The sequence below is a fragment of the Gloeocapsa sp. PCC 7428 genome (assembly GCF_000317555.1).
GTDB lineage: Bacteria > Cyanobacteriota > Cyanobacteriia > Cyanobacteriales > Chroococcidiopsidaceae > Chroogloeocystis.
The window spans coordinates 1,093,541-1,109,767 of sequence record NC_019745.1; the positions used below are offsets into that span (position 1 = coordinate 1,093,541).

18 protein-coding genes and 2 pseudogenes are annotated in these 16,227 nt (G+C 42.6%); 12 read left to right on the plus strand and 8 right to left on the minus strand.

The window, feature by feature from the left end:
- The first annotated feature begins 7 nt into the window (after positions 1–7).
- Positions 8–133 (plus strand): Uma2 family endonuclease, encoded by a 126-nt coding sequence (locus tag GLO7428_RS28820; protein WP_255348380.1) that lies wholly within the window; start codon positions 8–10, stop codon positions 131–133.
- 254 nt (positions 134–387) lie between these two features.
- Here the strand turns inward: GLO7428_RS28820 and GLO7428_RS04905 are convergent, their stop codons facing one another.
- Positions 388–1,371, minus strand: a complete 984-nt coding sequence (locus GLO7428_RS04905) for a M14 family zinc carboxypeptidase (protein WP_155823577.1) — start codon at positions 1,369–1,371, stop codon at positions 388–390.
- A gap of 206 nt (positions 1,372–1,577) precedes the next feature.
- Here GLO7428_RS04905 and GLO7428_RS04910 point away from each other — a divergent pair, with 206 nt between their 5' ends.
- Positions 1,578–2,939: a TrpB-like pyridoxal phosphate-dependent enzyme gene (locus tag GLO7428_RS04910; RefSeq protein ID WP_015187456.1), complete on the plus strand. Its 1,362-nt coding sequence runs from the start codon at positions 1,578–1,580 to the stop codon at positions 2,937–2,939.
- Between the two features lie 363 nt (positions 2,940–3,302).
- Here the strand turns inward: GLO7428_RS04910 and glgA are convergent, their stop codons facing one another.
- Positions 3,303–4,751 carry a glycogen synthase GlgA gene (glgA, locus tag GLO7428_RS04915; RefSeq protein WP_041918513.1) on the minus strand — a complete coding sequence of 483 codons (1,449 nt, stop codon included), beginning with the start codon at positions 4,749–4,751 and terminating at the stop codon, positions 3,303–3,305.
- Positions 4,752–4,879: 128 nt separating this feature from the next.
- Positions 4,880–5,860 carry a hydroxymethylbilane synthase gene (gene hemC, locus GLO7428_RS04920; protein WP_015187458.1) on the minus strand — a complete coding sequence of 327 codons (981 nt, stop codon included), beginning with the start codon at positions 5,858–5,860 and terminating at the stop codon, positions 4,880–4,882.
- Between the two features lie 384 nt (positions 5,861–6,244).
- Between hemC and GLO7428_RS04925 the strand changes: the two genes are divergently transcribed.
- On the plus strand, positions 6,245–7,006 hold the full coding sequence (locus tag GLO7428_RS04925) for a pentapeptide repeat-containing protein (protein ID WP_015187459.1): 762 nt from the start codon (positions 6,245–6,247) through the stop codon (positions 7,004–7,006).
- 100 nt (positions 7,007–7,106) lie between these two features.
- Here the strand turns inward: GLO7428_RS04925 and GLO7428_RS27200 are convergent.
- Positions 7,107–7,367 (minus strand): annotated as a pseudogene (locus tag GLO7428_RS27200) (hypothetical protein).
- The gene (locus GLO7428_RS04930; protein ID WP_015187460.1) at positions 7,367–7,567 is read right to left on the minus strand and encodes a hypothetical protein; all 201 of its coding nucleotides are present in this window, start codon (positions 7,565–7,567) and stop codon (positions 7,367–7,369) included. The pseudogene GLO7428_RS27200 and the gene GLO7428_RS04930 overlap by 1 nt, the downstream one beginning before the upstream one ends.
- A gap of 378 nt (positions 7,568–7,945) precedes the next feature.
- Between GLO7428_RS04930 and GLO7428_RS28290 the strand changes: the two genes are divergently transcribed.
- Together GLO7428_RS28290 and GLO7428_RS29655 are read left to right on the plus strand one after the other, a co-directional pair.
- On the plus strand, positions 7,946–8,365 hold the full coding sequence (locus GLO7428_RS28290) for a phage integrase N-terminal SAM-like domain-containing protein (RefSeq protein ID WP_041918907.1): 420 nt from the start codon (positions 7,946–7,948) through the stop codon (positions 8,363–8,365).
- Positions 8,277–8,471, plus strand: a complete 195-nt coding sequence (locus GLO7428_RS29655) for a tyrosine-type recombinase/integrase (protein WP_369792518.1) — start codon at positions 8,277–8,279, stop codon at positions 8,469–8,471. The genes GLO7428_RS28290 and GLO7428_RS29655 overlap by 89 nt, the downstream gene beginning before the upstream one ends.
- Here GLO7428_RS29655 and GLO7428_RS28300 read toward each other — a convergent pair.
- Positions 8,457–8,624, minus strand: a complete 168-nt coding sequence (locus tag GLO7428_RS28300) for a hypothetical protein (RefSeq protein WP_196797659.1) — start codon at positions 8,622–8,624, stop codon at positions 8,457–8,459. The two genes, GLO7428_RS29655 and GLO7428_RS28300, sit on opposite strands and share 15 nt — an antisense overlap.
- A gap of 192 nt (positions 8,625–8,816) precedes the next feature.
- On the opposite strand from GLO7428_RS28300, the gene GLO7428_RS04940 reads away from it, so the two are divergent.
- From GLO7428_RS04940 to GLO7428_RS04960, 5 genes are all read left to right on the plus strand, one after another.
- Complete coding sequence (locus GLO7428_RS04940; RefSeq protein WP_015187461.1) at positions 8,817–9,452, plus strand: TenA family protein; 636 nt, start codon at positions 8,817–8,819, stop codon at positions 9,450–9,452.
- Positions 9,453–9,488: 36 nt separating this feature from the next.
- Positions 9,489–10,844 (plus strand): UDP-N-acetylmuramoyl-L-alanine--D-glutamate ligase, encoded by a 1,356-nt coding sequence (murD, locus tag GLO7428_RS04945; RefSeq protein ID WP_015187462.1) that lies wholly within the window; start codon positions 9,489–9,491, stop codon positions 10,842–10,844.
- Positions 10,845–11,016: 172 nt separating this feature from the next.
- Positions 11,017–11,505, plus strand: a complete 489-nt coding sequence (locus tag GLO7428_RS04950; RefSeq protein ID WP_015187463.1) for a hypothetical protein — start codon at positions 11,017–11,019, stop codon at positions 11,503–11,505.
- 21 nt (positions 11,506–11,526) lie between these two features.
- Positions 11,527–12,750, plus strand: coding sequence for a sulfite exporter TauE/SafE family protein (locus tag GLO7428_RS04955; protein ID WP_255348381.1), 1,224 nt, complete (start codon positions 11,527–11,529; stop codon positions 12,748–12,750).
- Positions 12,722–13,306, plus strand: a complete 585-nt coding sequence (locus tag GLO7428_RS04960) for a hypothetical protein (RefSeq protein WP_015187465.1) — start codon at positions 12,722–12,724, stop codon at positions 13,304–13,306. Before GLO7428_RS04955 ends, GLO7428_RS04960 begins: the two co-directional genes overlap by 29 nt.
- Positions 13,307–13,349: 43 nt before the next feature.
- On the opposite strand, the gene GLO7428_RS04965 is transcribed toward GLO7428_RS04960, so the two are convergent.
- Positions 13,350–14,687, minus strand: coding sequence for an IS200/IS605 family element transposase accessory protein TnpB (locus GLO7428_RS04965; RefSeq protein ID WP_015187466.1), 1,338 nt, complete (start codon positions 14,685–14,687; stop codon positions 13,350–13,352).
- A 31-nt stretch (positions 14,688–14,718) separates the two neighbouring features.
- Here GLO7428_RS04965 and tnpA point away from each other — a divergent pair, with 31 nt between their 5' ends.
- Together tnpA and GLO7428_RS27210 are read left to right on the plus strand one after the other, a co-directional pair.
- Positions 14,719–15,138, plus strand: coding sequence for an IS200/IS605 family transposase (tnpA, locus tag GLO7428_RS04970; protein ID WP_015187467.1), 420 nt, complete (start codon positions 14,719–14,721; stop codon positions 15,136–15,138).
- 152 nt (positions 15,139–15,290) lie between these two features.
- The gene (locus GLO7428_RS27210) at positions 15,291–15,788 is read left to right on the plus strand and encodes a hypothetical protein (RefSeq protein WP_015187468.1); all 498 of its coding nucleotides are present in this window, start codon (positions 15,291–15,293) and stop codon (positions 15,786–15,788) included.
- On the opposite strand, the pseudogene GLO7428_RS27215 reads toward GLO7428_RS27210, so the two are convergent.
- Positions 15,747–16,227, minus strand: a pseudogene (locus tag GLO7428_RS27215) (Rpn family recombination-promoting nuclease/putative transposase); the annotation flags it as partial. The gene GLO7428_RS27210 and the pseudogene GLO7428_RS27215 overlap by 42 nt on opposite strands.

The following is a 16,227-nucleotide window of genomic DNA, read 5'->3' on the forward strand; positions in this document are numbered from 1 at the left end:
CGGCTCGATTGTTCCAGATATTGCAGTGTTTACTTGGAGCCGGATTCCGCGCCAGGAAGATGGTGGAGTTGCTAATGTGTTTGCGATCGCACCTGATTGGGTAATTGAAATTCTCTCACCTGACCAAAGTTAAACGAAAGTCACAAAGAATATTTTGCACTGTTTGAAACACAACACACAGATAGGTTGGTTAATCGATCATAAAGAGCGATCGGTGTTTGTCTATTAATCTGATCAGCCAACAGATGTTTTTGATAAACCAGAAATTCATCTACCTGTACCCGCATTTGCCCAAGATTTTAGTTTATCAGTGAAAGCATTGTTTGATTGGTTACTAGAGTAATCCAACGCAGCAAGAAAGCTTCACACATCCACTATAGTAACGTTTTATGCTGCCGTAACCTGCTCAACAACTGACCAGATCCAGCTTTTCATGATGTAAAGTTGAGTGTCTAAGTCAATCTCTTGAAATGAATAATTTGTGCGCCCTGTCTCCTTGAAATCTCTGTTGCACTGGTCAATTTCTGTAAGTGAAGCCTCCGCTAAAGCGGGGCAGATTGCTAAAGGCATCTCTGAGGCTCCAATGTACTGAGGTTGAAACCTATGCATAACAAAAGCAAGCGAACTACCAGGATTAGGAGCACCTAAACTTTCAAATTTAGGGATATCTAGCTCAAAAAATCCTGATGACAAAGCGTTTTGAGAAAGTCCAGTTGGATCGTGAGACAATAATGAAATCCAATCTGGTGTTGTATTAGCAACTTGACTTGCAACTTGGCTCACCCAAACCGAATTAGAAGTGTTACCTACATAGAAAAATAACCCTGGACTAATACAATGGGCGGAGTGCAGAGAAAAATAAGCATCAACTCGGTTGAAACGCTCAATCCATTGGCGAATTGCTACACACTCAAGATAAGTATCTGTTGTGAAATGACCCTCCAAATCTCGTTGATGATTTAGATTAAGTAGAGCTTGCAAGGTAACAGTTGTGGGTAACTCACTGGCGTTCCGAGACACAAAATCTGGATCTGCCACAGGAACAATACAGAATTGTACTGTTGGAAGCTTATGACAAACTAAAGTTTGAAGAATGGATATAGCGGTTAGTGGTGCAATAACTTCAGCAGCATGAAGCCCAGCTACAATAACGACTCTAGGAGATGCCTGTTCATTTCCTACCGTCACTCCATAAATTGATCGCCCCTCACCCGATACACCAATTTCCTCAACATAAGCCCCCAAGGTTTTTGTCTGCTGAATTAGTGTATCTAGGTGTTTCAGATCAGCCCATTCCATGACACCACCCGTGAACTCCTCTTCAAGAATAGCGACAGAACGCTGATTTGACTTGGTTTTGTGTTCCGACACAATCTCTAAAGCACTTTTACACAATAGCTTGAGGTGGCATAACAATGCTTTTTGTTCTTCATCGAAAGTTTTGTTTTCGTCGCACTAATCATCAATACACGAGTTAATCTGCCAAAGTGCGATCGCGCTTCACCAAATGTGAAACCTTCTTAGATTATCAAGTGCGTTTCCGGTATAATGTGTGGCTTCTTACCACAACACCACTAATGGAAACGATTAAATATACACTTACAGAAGACCAAATGCCGACAGCTTGGTACAACATCCAAGCTGATTTACCGACTCCAATGCCACCTGTTTTACATCCTGGAACAGGACAGCCAATTACTCCTAGCGATCTTGAACCTTTGTTTCCGAGCGAGTTAATCGTGCAGGAGGTGAGTCAAGAACGTTGGATCGAGATTCCTGAACAAGTACAATCAATTTATCGTCAATGGCGACCAACACCACTTTATCGCGCCCGACGTTTAGAACAAGTTCTCGATACTCCTGCCAAAATTTATTACAAATACGAAGGTGTTAGTCCTGCGGGTAGCCATAAACCGAATACAGCAGTAGCGCAGGCATATTACAACAAACAAGCAGGAGTCAAACGTTTAACAACCGAAACAGGTGCAGGACAGTGGGGTTCTTCTTTGGCTTTTGCTGGCGCGTTGTTTGGGTTAGAGGTCGTGGTATACATGGTGAAAGTCAGCTACCGACAAAAACCTTATCGTCGGGCGTTGATGGAAACTTACGGTGCAAAAGTTGTCGCAAGTCCTAGTGAAGAAACAGCAGCAGGCAGAAAAATTCTCGCGCAGTATCCTGAAAGCAACGGTAGTTTAGGGATTGCGATTAGTGAAGCTGTGGAAGTCGCTGTACAGGATCAGCAAACGAAATATGCTTTAGGTAGTGTCCTTAATCACGTCCTACTTCATCAAACTGTGATTGGGTATGAAGCGATCGCACAGTTAGAACAAGCTGGAGACTATCCTGATATTGTTGTTGGCTGTACAGGCGGTGGTAGTAACTTTGCAGGAATTGCTTTTCCGTTCATCGGGGCAAAGCTACGTGGTGAGCAAAATAATATTAGGTTTATCGCAGTCGAACCAGCAGCTTGTCCAACACTCACCAAGGGTAAATACACCTATGATTTTGGTGATACCGCACATCTGACTCCGCTTGTCAAGATGCACACTTTAGGTAATTCTTTTATGCCTGAAGGCGTTCATGCAGGTGGATTACGATATCATGGCATGGCTCCTTTACTAAGCCATGTTGTCGAGTTAGGGCTAATTGAAACGCGTGCTGAACCGCAATTGAGTTGTTTCGCAGCGGGACTCACATTTGCGCGGGCTGAGGGTATCCTTCCTGCACCGGAAGCGAATCATGCGGTAAAAGCTGCAATTGATGAAGCGTTGCGCTGTAAAGAGGAAGGAACGAGTAAAACTATTTTATTCAATCTCTGCGGTCACGGTCATTTTGATATGCAAGCTTATATGGATTATCAAGCTGGGTTACTGCGCGATACAGAATACAATGCTGAGGAAGTCGCAATGGCGTTAGCAGGATTACCTGTGTTTAATTAGGTGTTGCTGGATAGTCTCTAGCCCCCTAAGTTCCCTACACATGGGGGACTTTGAAAGGTGCGGCTTCTTCGTAATTAAATACTGTGGGTTAGAGGTGACGATCAATACTTCTTCGTATTAAAAAAGCCTTCCGACTGAAGTCGGGGCTACCGAGCGAAGTGTGCATACGCACACTAAAACGAAAGAATCTCAGTAATTTTGCTGAAGATGACTTTGTTTAGACTTTCTGCATCAATGTTTCGCTTGCTAGCTATAGTGAACATAGGTTTGTCTTATCTTCTCGCTCAACGGCAAGATTAAAAGGAGGTTGAAGTCCCCCAGGTTGGGGGATTTAGGGGTTCTTTGTTTAGCAGCGAACTGATTCTATTCCGCAGCAGCAGAAGCTAATTCTTCTTTAGGGTTAGAATCTGTGATACTTGGTTCGACAACTTCCTCTTCTGGCAAACCAAGCATGGATTTATACAGCTTGATGTAATCTTTGGCAGATGTTGTCCAACTGAAATCTTGGCTCATACCGCGTTGTTGAAGGACTTGCCAGTAGTCTTTATAGCGGAAGCCTTCCCAAGCGCGTACCATACACGTATAAAGGTCTAACGGTTCGTAACGGTCAAAGCAATAGCCTGTACCCGTATGATTAATAGGATCGTGGTGCGATACAGTATCAACTAAGCCACCTGTGCGGCGAACAATTGGCACACAGCCATAACGAAGTGCAAGCATTTGGCTAATTCCGCAAGGTTCAAAGCGACTTGGCATGAGGAAAGCATCACTACCAGCGTAAATGCGTCGTGCTAGGGCATCGTTGTAGAGTAGATACGTTGCCATGCGACCAGGAAAACGCGATGCCATCTGCCACAATTGGCTTTCGTAAGCGCGATCGCCTGTTCCTAACACGACAAACTGGGCATCGGTATAAGCCAAGAAGCGATCGAGCGTTTGCAAGATTAAATCAATGCCTTTTTGCTCAACCAACCGCGTAACGATACCAATTAAAAAAGCACCTGAATTGACTTCTAAACCAACTTCTTCTTGCAGTGCGACTTTATTTGCCTTGCGCTTGTCTAGAGTTTCAGCAGTAAAAGTTTGCGCAATGTATTTATCGGTTACTGGATCGTAAACTTCGGTGTCAATGCCGTTAACGATACCAGATAATTTACCACTAATAAACGACAATAAACCTTCTAATTTTTCGCCATACTCAACTGTTTGAATTTGTTGCGCGTAGGTGGGAGAAACAGTTGTGACGCGATCGGCATATTGTACAGCAGCTGCCATCGTGTTGTGTCCTTGCATATACCACGGACACCAGGTAATTTTCTCTAAGTACCAGCGCCAAGGTCCTTGATATGCTAAGTTGTGGATTGTAAACACTGTTGAAATATCTGGAGATTGATGCATCCACACAGGAATCATTCCTGTATGCCAGTCGTGACAGTGAATAATTTCGGGCTTCCAGTAGTTCCAAGCAAATTCTGCTGCACCGTTGGCAAATAGCGTGAATCTCCAGTCTTCGTCCTCTCCAGAATAAATGCGACGCGGCCAAAAAGCTGGGTGTCCAAACAAGTACAAGGGGACATCAGTACCAGGAAGGACAGATTCGTAAACTGCGAAGGATTGAAACATCGCATTACCGTACCAAACTGGATCTTTAGGAATCTCCATTTTGTCGGGCAAAAAGCCATAATATGGCATGAATATCCGGACATCATGCCCCATTGCTCGTAGCACTTTGGGTAAAGCACCAACAACGTCTCCCATTCCACCAACTTTGGCGATGGGGGCTGCTTCTGCGGCAACAAACAGAATTCGCATCTTAATTTTTATGTCCCCTATTTGTATTGCGTCGAAATCATGATAGCGGATGTGAGAGGCGAGTGGGGGAGGCGAGAGAGGCAAGGCAATGCCTTGCCCGGACTATTTCCCCTGCATTCAAGCTGAATTCATCCGCGTTGCACGGTTTGGAAAATTTCTTCTAAAATTTCTTGTGCGCCTTGTTGACGTAATCGTTGGGCAAGTTCAGTTCCCAGTTGTTCGGCGTTACTGGCGCTACCTGTAACGGTGTCTTTGACAAACTTTGTCCCGTCTACGCTAGCAACAATGCCTGTTAGGGTAAGGGTATCGCCTTCGAGTTGGGTATTGACGCCGATGGGAACTTGACAACCACCTTCGAGAGAACGGAGAAAGGCTCGTTCAGCTAATGTGCGATCGCGTGTGGGTACGTGTTCAATTGCTTTAATTAATGACAGCACTTCGGTATCATCCGCGCGACATTCGATGCCTAACGCACCTTGTCCGACGGCGTGGAGCGAAACTTCTGCGGGTAAAACTTGGTGAATGCGATCGCCCATTCCTAAGCGTCTTAACCCTGCTACGGCTAAAATAATTGCGTCATATTCACCTGCATCGAGTTTTGCTAAACGAGTATTTAAATTGCCTCGGATATCTTTAAAAGTCAGATGTGGAAAGTGATGGCGTAACTGCGCTAAGCGCCGTAAAGAAGACGTACCAACGACAGCGCCTTCGGGTAATGTATCGATTTGTTTATCTTTATGCTTTTCGTGTACGACTAGTGCATCAGCAGGATCTTCGCGTTCGGTGACAACTCCCAACATTAACCCTTCCGGTAAGTTTGTCGGTAAGTCTTTGAGCGAATGCACGGCAAAGTCAATTTCATGGCTTTGCATCCCGACTTCAAGTTCTTTAGTAAATAGCCCTTTATCGCCAATCTTCGCGAGGGCGACATCTAAAATTTTGTCGCCTTGCGTAGACATCGTGTGGACTTCAAAGGTGCGATCAGGAAAGGCTTTTTGTAGTTGTTCTTGCACCCAGTAAGTTTGTACGAGCGCAAGTTGACTTTTACGCGAACCAATGCGAATTGTGCGTGTTGAAGTGGAAACAGTAGGAGAAGCGTTGGGGGACATATAAGCAGTTCAAAATTCAAAATTTAAATGTCTAACAGCGGATTGTGTTGTAGCAGCACAATATTAAATCACTTGATCTAGACTACCGCAGTGCTTGACCAACAAAAGCAGAAAGGAGAAATCAAGACGCACCACTTCGTAATTTGTAATTATCTCTCTTCGCTGTGTCCTACTCGCTTCCTAGTCCTATAGATATGTCTAACGTAATTAATACAAGTAAAAATACTGGGCGATCGCTATCAATTTACCGCCTCTATCTCCGCATTTGCACGGTTTTTACACTAATTTTTTAACTGATACATTAAGCTTAGAAAAACACTCTACAGTTGTTGCACGTTTGATAACTCTCAAGCCGCGTAGTTACTCTTTGCCATCTCTATTTTGATGAAAGCTTCTAACATAGCCATTACTACACTGCTCGTAATTTCTGTCGTACCTCCAGCATCGGCTAATACCGAGCAACTTCAACAACTTCTAGCGACGAAAGAGTGTCAAAACTGTAATTTGAGCGGTGCTGGCTTGGTTTTGGCGAATCTAGCAGGTGCCGATCTAAGTGGGGCGAATTTAAGTGGGGCGAATCTCAGCCGTGCCAATTTAAGTGGTGCAAACCTTGTTGGTGCGAACCTTATGGGTGCAAGTTTGTTTGGTGCAAACTTGAGTGGCGCTATTTTGAGTGGTTCGGATTTAAGTGCGGCTGACTTGCGAGAAACTTTTTTAGTAAATACTAATTTAACTGGTGCGCAGTTAGGTGGAGCAAATTTGCAAGGTGCAGTAGGTATACCACCTCAAATCGGGAATGCAGAAGATTTTTACGGTTGGGGTGTCGTGCAAGGTAAAAAAGGAGATCCGCAAGGTGCGATCGCGTATTTCAATCAAGCATTAAGTATTAAACCTGATTATGCTGCGGCGTATCTCGCAAGAGGTGTGGCGCGTTACCAACTTTACGATCGCCCTGGTGCGCTTGCGGATGCTAAACAAGCCGAAAAACTTTTCTTGACGCAAGCTAATAACGATGGGTTACAAACCGCACAAATTTTTATTACAGAATTAGAAAATCCTCCAAGCGATTCTGTACCAAAAAGTAAACCAAATTTTATGAACTTTCTGGGTGCGGTAGGTTCAGTTTTATTAAGATTTTTATTTTAAATATTTTTTGGGTAACGGCTCAAATCATCGGCAGCAGAGGGTTTGAAACGAAGCAGAAAGCATCTCGGTATGTCCACTGCATTTGAATTGTTATGCTGCGCTATAACTTGCCAATCAACTTGTCATACTCTGTATGTGTTCCAATCCAGAACCAGGAAATACCATTTTCGACTTCAACACCCAAAGCTCAATAACTTAGCCCTGCGCGAACTGACCAATACTTCTTGCCCAACTTCTTGAAATGCAAAGATGGATGGGATGAGTCAGCTTTGAGCAACTCGTAGCACTCGTCTGCTGTTCGCTGAACGATTTCGGGTAGAGCGTTGTAGCATTGCCAAAACCGTCGCGTTGTGTAGTGCATCAAATTTCTCGGCAATGCCCCGCTTCAAACTCAGCGATCGCCTCTTGAGCAAATACCTCTAATTTACCGTCTTCAATATCTTGCTCTATCTGTTCATCCCAGCGTTCGTAGTCTAAATCAAGGAACCACAGCCTTAACTTCTCGAACTCATTGGATGGCAATGAAAGAATTGCCGCCTCGATTTGCTCAAGGTTTGACATAACCAGTTGTACCTCTCTGCCCTTGAGGAAATTATAGCTTCACCAAAAAGGGTAGAACACTCTGCCCTTTTGGCTACCAAGTCTTCACTGACATCTCTTGAACACCGATAGATAAGATTACGGCTGCGCCCCCATCAAAGACTATCGGCATAACAATTTATTGTACAAAGTTTAGCTGTAGATTCACCCTTTCGATAGTGAATAAACAAACTCTTTGCTGTAGATTTACCCCAGATGGTTAGATCTACAGCAGGGCTGGTGTGTATCTGCCTTAATTAAGGTGGATCTGCATTACAGTTCCGTATATTCGTTCAGGCAGTAACAGTAAAATGACTACAACATAAAGATATATTTTATACAAAAAATAACAACCATCTGATGTTAGAACCTCGTCCTCGAAAACTGCTCGACCAGGTGCGGGATGCAGTGCGGGTTAAGCATTACTCTTATAGCACTGAGAAGACTTACGTTTACTGGATTCGCCGCTTCATTTTTCACAACAAACGCCATCCTAACGAGATGGGTACACCAGAAGTCACGCAGTTTCTAACTCACCTAGCTATGACTGAATATGTTGCTGCAACTATCCAGAACCAAGCGCTCAATACCATTGTTTTCCTTTATCGTGTCGTCGTGCAACAAGAGTTAGTCGGTATTGATGCAGTGCGGGCAAAGAAATCGCGCTATTTGCCTACAGTTTTGACCCCCGATGAAGTACAGCAAGTCATTTCTTATCTATACGGGGTGTACAAGCTGGTGGGTCAACTGCTCTTGTGTGTGTGGGCTACGATTAAGTGAGGGGTTGCAGTTGCGAGTTAAAGACATTGATTTCGCTCAACAGCAATTAGTGATTCGGGATACGAAGGGCAAAGAGAATCGGGTGACGATGTTACCGAACGTGTAATAGAACCGTTACAAACGCATCTTCAGACTGTACGGCAATTACACCAGCAAGACCTTGATCGCGGCTATGGCTCAGTCTATCTTCCGTTTGCCTTGGAGCGCAAGTACCCTCACGCTGATCGCCTATCACAAGACCCGCGCAGTGGTGTAACACGACGGCATCACCTGCACGAAACGGGAGTCCAACACTAAATCGTTAAGGCGATAAACGTGTTAATTGACGCCACGATGTTGTTGTAGAACCCATATTACTGACATTCTGATCTTGAGCCTACGCATATAAAGTGCTGATTGAATTAAGCTTTTATTTATAAATGCATTTTATGTTTACTACCTAATATTTCTTATGGTATCTGCTCAATTGTGGCAAGCAAACCAAGATTTAGCTCAAGCTTGTCTCGAACATCCGTTTGTCCAAGGTATTGGGAATGGTACGCTGGCGCGACATAAATTTGCATTTTATGTAGGACAAGATGCTTTTTTCTTAGAAGCTTTTGCCCGTGCTTATAGTATTGCAGCAGCGAAATCACCTGATTGGGAAGGATTTAGTATTTTTCATAATCTAGCCAATGGCGTGTTAGAAGAATTGCGATTGCACGAAAGTTATGCAGCGGCTTGGGGTGTTAACTTACGCGATGTAGAACCACAGCCTGCAACGCGGCGTTATACTGATTTTTTATTGGCGACTGCTTGGGGTAGTGATGTTGGGTTGATTGCGGCGGCGATGTCGCCTTGTATGGTTTTGTATGGTTTTTTAGGACAGCAATTAGCACAAAATGGCATTGCTGAACATTCTTACAGCGAATGGATTCGGACTTATAGCGGTTCTGAGTTTGATCAACTGGCGGCGCAGTTAGAAAGTTTATGCGATCGCTATACCAGCACAACACCTCTAGCACAATCAACATATCGCTACGCTATGTTATGCGAACGCGATTTTTTTCAAGCCGCATGGGAAGAAGGTGTACTAGAGAAACTGTAAGATAAGGTTGCTTGAGTTTGGATTACCATTCAATTTATGCCGAATGCTCATGTGATCGGATTAGGAAAATCCGGTATTGCCGCTGCACGACTGTTAAAACGGCAAGGTTGGGAGGTAGCGTTGAGCGATCGCAGTTCTGCTGCTTCGCCAGAACAACCGCGACTAGAAAGTGAGGGTATTGCTGTTAAACTCGGTTACTCATGGCATCCCGATGTTGATGATTCAACCCAACTTGTGGTTGTCAGTCCTGGGGTTCCTTGGGATATTCCAGCATTAATCGCGGCACGCGAGCAAGGTGTTGAAACAATTGGCGAAATGGAATTAGCTTGGCGCAACCTGCGATCGCATCCTTGGGTAGCTGTTACAGGGACAAATGGCAAAACAACAACAACAGCTTTAATTGCAGCTATTTTTCAAACCGCTGGGCTGAATGCTCCTGCGTGTGGCAATATCGGTTATGCAGCGTGTGAATTAGCTTTAGAATCAGCTAAACCGCTAGACTGGGTAGTTGCAGAAATTAGTAGCTATCAAATTGAGTCTTCGTCTTCAATCGCGCCTCGCATTGGTGTTTGGACAACGTTTACACCGGATCACCTCAGTCGTCATTACACTTTAGAGAATTACTACAACATTAAAGCGCGGCTTTTGCGTCAAAGTGCGTTGCAAGTGTTTAATGGTGATGATGCGTACTTAAGAGAAGTTGGCGCAAATTGGCAAGATGCCTACTGGACGAGTGTTAAAGGAAAGGCGCATTCGATTGGAAATACCCCAGGAACTTATATAGAAGATGGTTGGGTTGTGTTTCAAGGCGATCGCATTGTGCAAGTTTCAGCGTTACGCATGGTGGGAGAACACAATCACCAAAATCTTTTGATGGCAGTAGCAGCCGCGCGGTTAGCGGGAATTGATAAAGAAGCGATTTCTCAAGCTGTTACTAATTTTCCTGGTGTTCCGCATCGTTTGGAACACATTTGCACAATTGCTGGAGTTGATTTTATTAACGACAGTAAAGCAACTAATTATGATGCGGCGCAAGTGGGTTTATCGGCGGTAGTTAGCCCTGTCATTTTAATTGCTGGGGGTGAAGCGAAAGCTGGTGATGATACAAGTTGGCTGCAAACAATTCAAGAAAAAGCTGCGGCTGTCTTACTAATTGGCGACGCTGCACCTCGTTTTGCTCAGCGATTGAAAGATGTGGGATACTCTCACTACGAAATCGTCGAAACTATGGAAAGGGCTATCTCAAGATCTGCTGAATTAGCCCCACAAACGAATGCCCGTGTTGTGTTATTGTCGCCTGCGTGTGCAAGTTTTGACCAATTTCAAAATTTTGAACAAAGAGGCGATCGCTTTCGCGAACTCTGTCTAGCTTTAGCTTCATCTCAAGTATGACAGCCTATCTTTTAACAAAATCAATAAATAATTATAAGTATTGAAATAGTACCAACTCATTCAAATAATGTGCTGAGCAATATCTAGGTTTTAATTTATTAGTAAAACATAAAAGGTTGATATAAATCTAAAAACCTATTTAATCCTATTGAGTTGAGTTTTGCTTTCAAGAATGCTTCTCAAAATTTTGATTGCAGTCACTGCATTACTCGGTGTTACAAGTATTATTACTAATGTCGGAAATATAAGAACGCAAAGTATTATTTCTCACGATCCTAGCAACCATAATCAATCGGATAACCACGATCAAATTATGAAAATTTCTTCAGGACAAGCTGTGCCAACTGTTGATTTAGTTGTGCATAAAGATACCATCAAAGGCTATAACTTAGAAGTTAAAGTAACTAATTTTAAATTTGCACCAGAAAGAGTTAATTCAACAGCTATACCTGGAGAAGGTCACCCGCACATTTATGTTAATAATCAAAAGCTTACACGCTTGTACGGCTCTTGGTACTATTTAGAAAACTTACAACCAGGAAGAAACAAGATTACATTAAGTTTAAATGCTTATAATCATATGGCTCTAGCTCATAACGGCAAGCGAATTTCTGATACTAAAGTTGTTAATGTTCCTGGAGTAACTCAATCACAAAAATGATCAATGGTTGACCTGTTGTTAATGATAACCTTGGGATTTCTGGGGAGTTTCGGGCACTGTATAGGAATGTGTGTTCCATTGACGACAGCGTTTTCATTGTCATTGACGCAGCAGCAAACTTCTCCCCCTTGGCAGCAACAGTTTACATTTCATCTCTTACTAAATTTGGGTAGATTGCTAAGCTACACTTTAGTGGGTGCCGGAATTGGGGCTTTGGGTTCTGTCTTAATTGCTGGCGGACAGATGGCGGGGGATGGTAGTTGGCTACGCCAGGGAATTGCTATTCTGACGGGGTTGATGCTGATTTGGTTTGGCATTGTTCAGGTTAAACCACAATTTTTGCCACGTTTGCCGTTTCTGCATCCATTATCTCAGGGCAATTTACACAAGCGCTTAAGTGCTGCAATGGTAAGGTTATCGTTTCATACTAAGTGGTGGACACCAGCCGCTTTGGGTATAGTTTGGGGTTTGATGCCATGCGGTTTTTTGTATGCGGCACAAATTAAAGCTGCTGAAACCGGAAGCCTTTGGCGTGGCGCGGCGATATTATTTGCTTTTGGTTTAGGTACAGCACCTACGATGTTGGGTGTAGGTGTCTCGACTGCGGTTGTGGGTACAAATCGGCGCAGTCAGTTGTATCGTTTGGCAGGTTGGTTAACGATTTTTATTGGCGTGTTGACACTCGTGCGCACGGGTGATGGTCATGGGTTAATTTATATTACAGGTCATGGTGCATTGTTGTGTTTGATGCTTGCACTAATTGCGCGTCCGCTGCGGCGTGTGTGGGCGCAACCGTTAAAATACCGTCGCACGTTGGGGGTGGGGGCGTTTGTATTGGCGCTTGTTCATGTTGGTCACACGATTCAGCATACCTTGGGTTGGAATTGGGAAGCCGTATTTTTTATGTTGCCGCAACATCAAATCGCGATCGCTTGTGGAATAATGGCTTTACTGTTAATAACTCCAGCAGCTTTTACGAGTTTTGATCGTCTGCAAAAAACTTTGGGTAAGCGTTGGCGACAACTTCACTTGTTAAGTGTTCCAGCTTTAGTTTTATGCACAATTCATATTGTGTTGATCGGATCGCATTATTTAGGAACTTTGCAGCAGACGTGGCGTAATTATCTGTTTGTAGCTGCGTTGGGTTTACTAACACTAGGAGTCTTGTTAGTGCGATCGCGTTCGTTTTGGTCAATATTATCATTGGAGAAGTTTTATGCTCCCCCGCTACGCCACGATCAGTAGTTTTACTGTAGTAGTTTCGCTGGCGATCGCATCACCCGTTTTTGCGCACAAAGTTCAAACTGCTACAGATGTCGGTGCAACTTTACATATTGAACCAAATGATAATCCGCGTTCTGGAGAATCTTCACTAACTTGGTTTGCGTTGACTCGTAAGGGAGGACAAATTATTCCTTTATCTGAGTGCGATTGCAAGTTAGCCGTTTATTCAAAATCATCGTCATCTCAGCCGCTACTAGAACCACCTTTAAAATCCATCTCAGCAGAACGCTTTGAGAATATTCCTGCTGCTGAAATCGTTTTTCCGCAACCTGGCGCTTATCAATTAGAGTTTACTGGTTCTCCCAAAGTCGCAGGAAGTTTCCAACCGTTTGAATTAAGCTATCAAGTTAATGTTGCAAAGGGAGTCGCGCCATCACCATCGCCAACTGTAGCACAGTTACCGTCACAACCACAGTCAGCAGAAAATCAGTGGTTAATACCAGCGATCGCATCTACACTCGTCGTACTGGGGTTAATTTTGGCGGGGTGGATTGCTAAAAAGATATCGATAAAGTGATTTAGTATTTGAAGCTCACCCCACCTTGAAGAGGTAGGGGATTCTATGCTATTTGTGTCGAAAACCACAAATCACAAAGACAAGCCCAGCTTCTAGGCGAACGAGTAGAACTTTTGCTACCTCGTTCCTCACGATACTTTCGTTCGGTGAGTTTTTGCCAACCTCTAGCTGCTATGTTATAGCTGCCATTAAGGTCACAATTATAGTGTTTGCCTGTATTAAATGTAGCTAAAGTATAGTTTTTGCTATCTCTTTTTAGAAATCCCGAACCATCAAAAGCTAACTTAGAGGTGTAAGCAGCTATTACGGATATTATTTTTCCACCTAACTCAATCCATTTATTTTGAGTTAACGTAAAAATTAAAGATTTTAACCAACCGTGAAAACGTTGTTTTAAGTTAGAACGTTTTTTTCCACCTTTTGGTTTCCAGTTTTTAAGGTTCTCAAAAACTATAGCTTCAGTCTTAAAACTTTTAGCTATATTTACTATTCGCTTAGAAACGATATGACCTATTTGTTGATTAATATTTCTACATTTACGATATGTATGTTTGCAGAAACCACAAGATAATTTTTTCGTTTTCTTCGCTTTCATAGATATAGATTTCAGTCGCTTATCTCGTCGGTCTATGTCTCTTCCAGGGTGAATAAATTCACGATAGATTACAGTACCTTCTTGACTTACAACTGAAACAGTAGCTGTTGTATTTATTCCTAAATCAACAGCCAAAACTACTCCTGATTTTGTTATCTTTTCAGGATTGCACTCAAATGGAACTGATAAGTGACCTTGTTTACTACTAACAATTAATGAAGGAGATTTTATTTGATTAGTCTCTACTTGATGTCGTTCTCTTAGAGAGATAATAGGTACAGAAATCCAAATCCAATCTGAACCTGTAAAGACTTTGATCTCAACAATTTTAAACTCATGCAATTTATAACACTGACCTTTGTATAGAGAAGGATAGCAGCCAGTATCAGGATTAAGAACTGGTGGTTTTGCATCTCTACGTTTTCTAATACCACTTTGCCATTCATAATATCGTGTCATGTAACTACTAACTTGACCAACTGCAAACATAATTGCAGCACGTCTTAAGTAACTAGGAAATTTATGAAATGACTTATTGAATTGTGGGTATTTAGGTTTAGTGTTTTTACTAGTTGCGTGTACTAATTTTTCTACAGCAGGTACAACTTGGTCAGACTTTAGACCTCCTAACTCCACCCAGTGAGTAGACACGACTGTTACTAGAAATCTACACAGACGGCGATATTCTTTTACCGTTAAAAGCATTAATTCTTTCTGCTCTCTTGTTGGCGAAAGCTTCCATTTGTCTGTTCTGATAATTTTCTTGTAACTAGTTTTTTGTGTCATAGTAAATATAGTGTACTACATAGAGATAAGAATGGCAAGGAGTTTAAGGTCTTTTGCTCACAGTCGTTGCGACATTCAGATTCATATAGTGTTTGTTACTAAATTCAGACATCCTGTATTAAACGAGCAGATAGAGTATGAAATAATTGAAATGTGCAAAAATATATGTGAAAAGAATAGATGTTACTTAAAAGAAGCGAAAGCTGATTTGGTTTTAAAAGACCATATACATTTATTAATAGATTTTGCACCTGACGTTTCTGTTTCGACTATTGTTAATACAATGAAGACTGTAACAAGTAGAGAAATTAGAAAACGACACGCACAATATCTAAAACCTTTTTATTGGAAACCTTTCTTTTGGAAGCGTGGATATTGTGCAGTATCAGGTGGTGGAGCAAGCATAGAGGTTATTAAGCAATATATCCAGTCACAAGGAAATGAAGATTAATAAGAAAAGCGAAATCGGGCTAACTCCAACTTGTGCCGAAGTTAGAGAGTGCGCCCGACGTAGCGTTCAAATTAAAGGTTAGCAGGAAGAGGCGATCGCGGTAAGATTATTGATAATTGCTAGCAGCAAGCTCGACGTTGCTCAGTTCTCTAATGACTCTCATCCTTTCCGAAGCCAACTTCTGTGAATTGATGTCTGAACCTGCTCAATGCAGCAAATATCACTTTGATGGTGAAATGTTTATTGTGTCTCCTCGGATAGGTCAGGGATATCGCCGAGATGTAGAACTACTACAAGGGCTGTGGCTGGAAATTTTTAACTATGAATTGCATGATGACATAGAAGTTCCGGTACCTGTTCATGACCATCTAGTACAGTTTCTGATACTTTTATCTGGGTTATTTACTTATAACAACGTTTATCCAGCTATTGATGGAAAATGCTGCTACTTGTCTGGAAGTGGGATTTCACCTGCATTTGTAATAAAGAGGCAGAAGTTACAGCTGATAGCTGGAATTAATGTGCATCTATCACCAGAATTGCTTAGAGGGTTCATGGCTGGAGAACCAGAGCAAATTATCAAGCTATTTATTAAAGAGAACGAATGGAAGGTAGCAGAGTTTTTTTGCAGCGCGATCAACTGTCGTTAACACCATCACCGCTACCCACAAAGGTAACAAAGGAATAACTCCTAACTCATCCAAATACACCCGATACACTTGCTCGCCATTGAGCATAGAGCGATGAGGATAAATATCGCGTGATAAATGACTACTGCTTGCCAATCACTAAATTGATCGCGGTTGCGGTAGAAATATAAGGAGAATTCAGCAAATACTCGTTCACACAGCCATTCCTCTTTTTGAAATTGAACCTGCCGGAGGCACGCTTCGCCAACACACAAATACACCACACCTGGACTTTGATATCTGGTGGTAGAAATACCCCATCGATTTTAAACTTGGGTTCTTTGACAGCCACTGAATCAAACCGATATGCCTCAGCATTAACTGGTGGATTTGTCAATAGCTCAAATCGTAAGGTAGGAGATTGCTGAAACAGTTTATAAAATATTGAATCCCGCCGCAT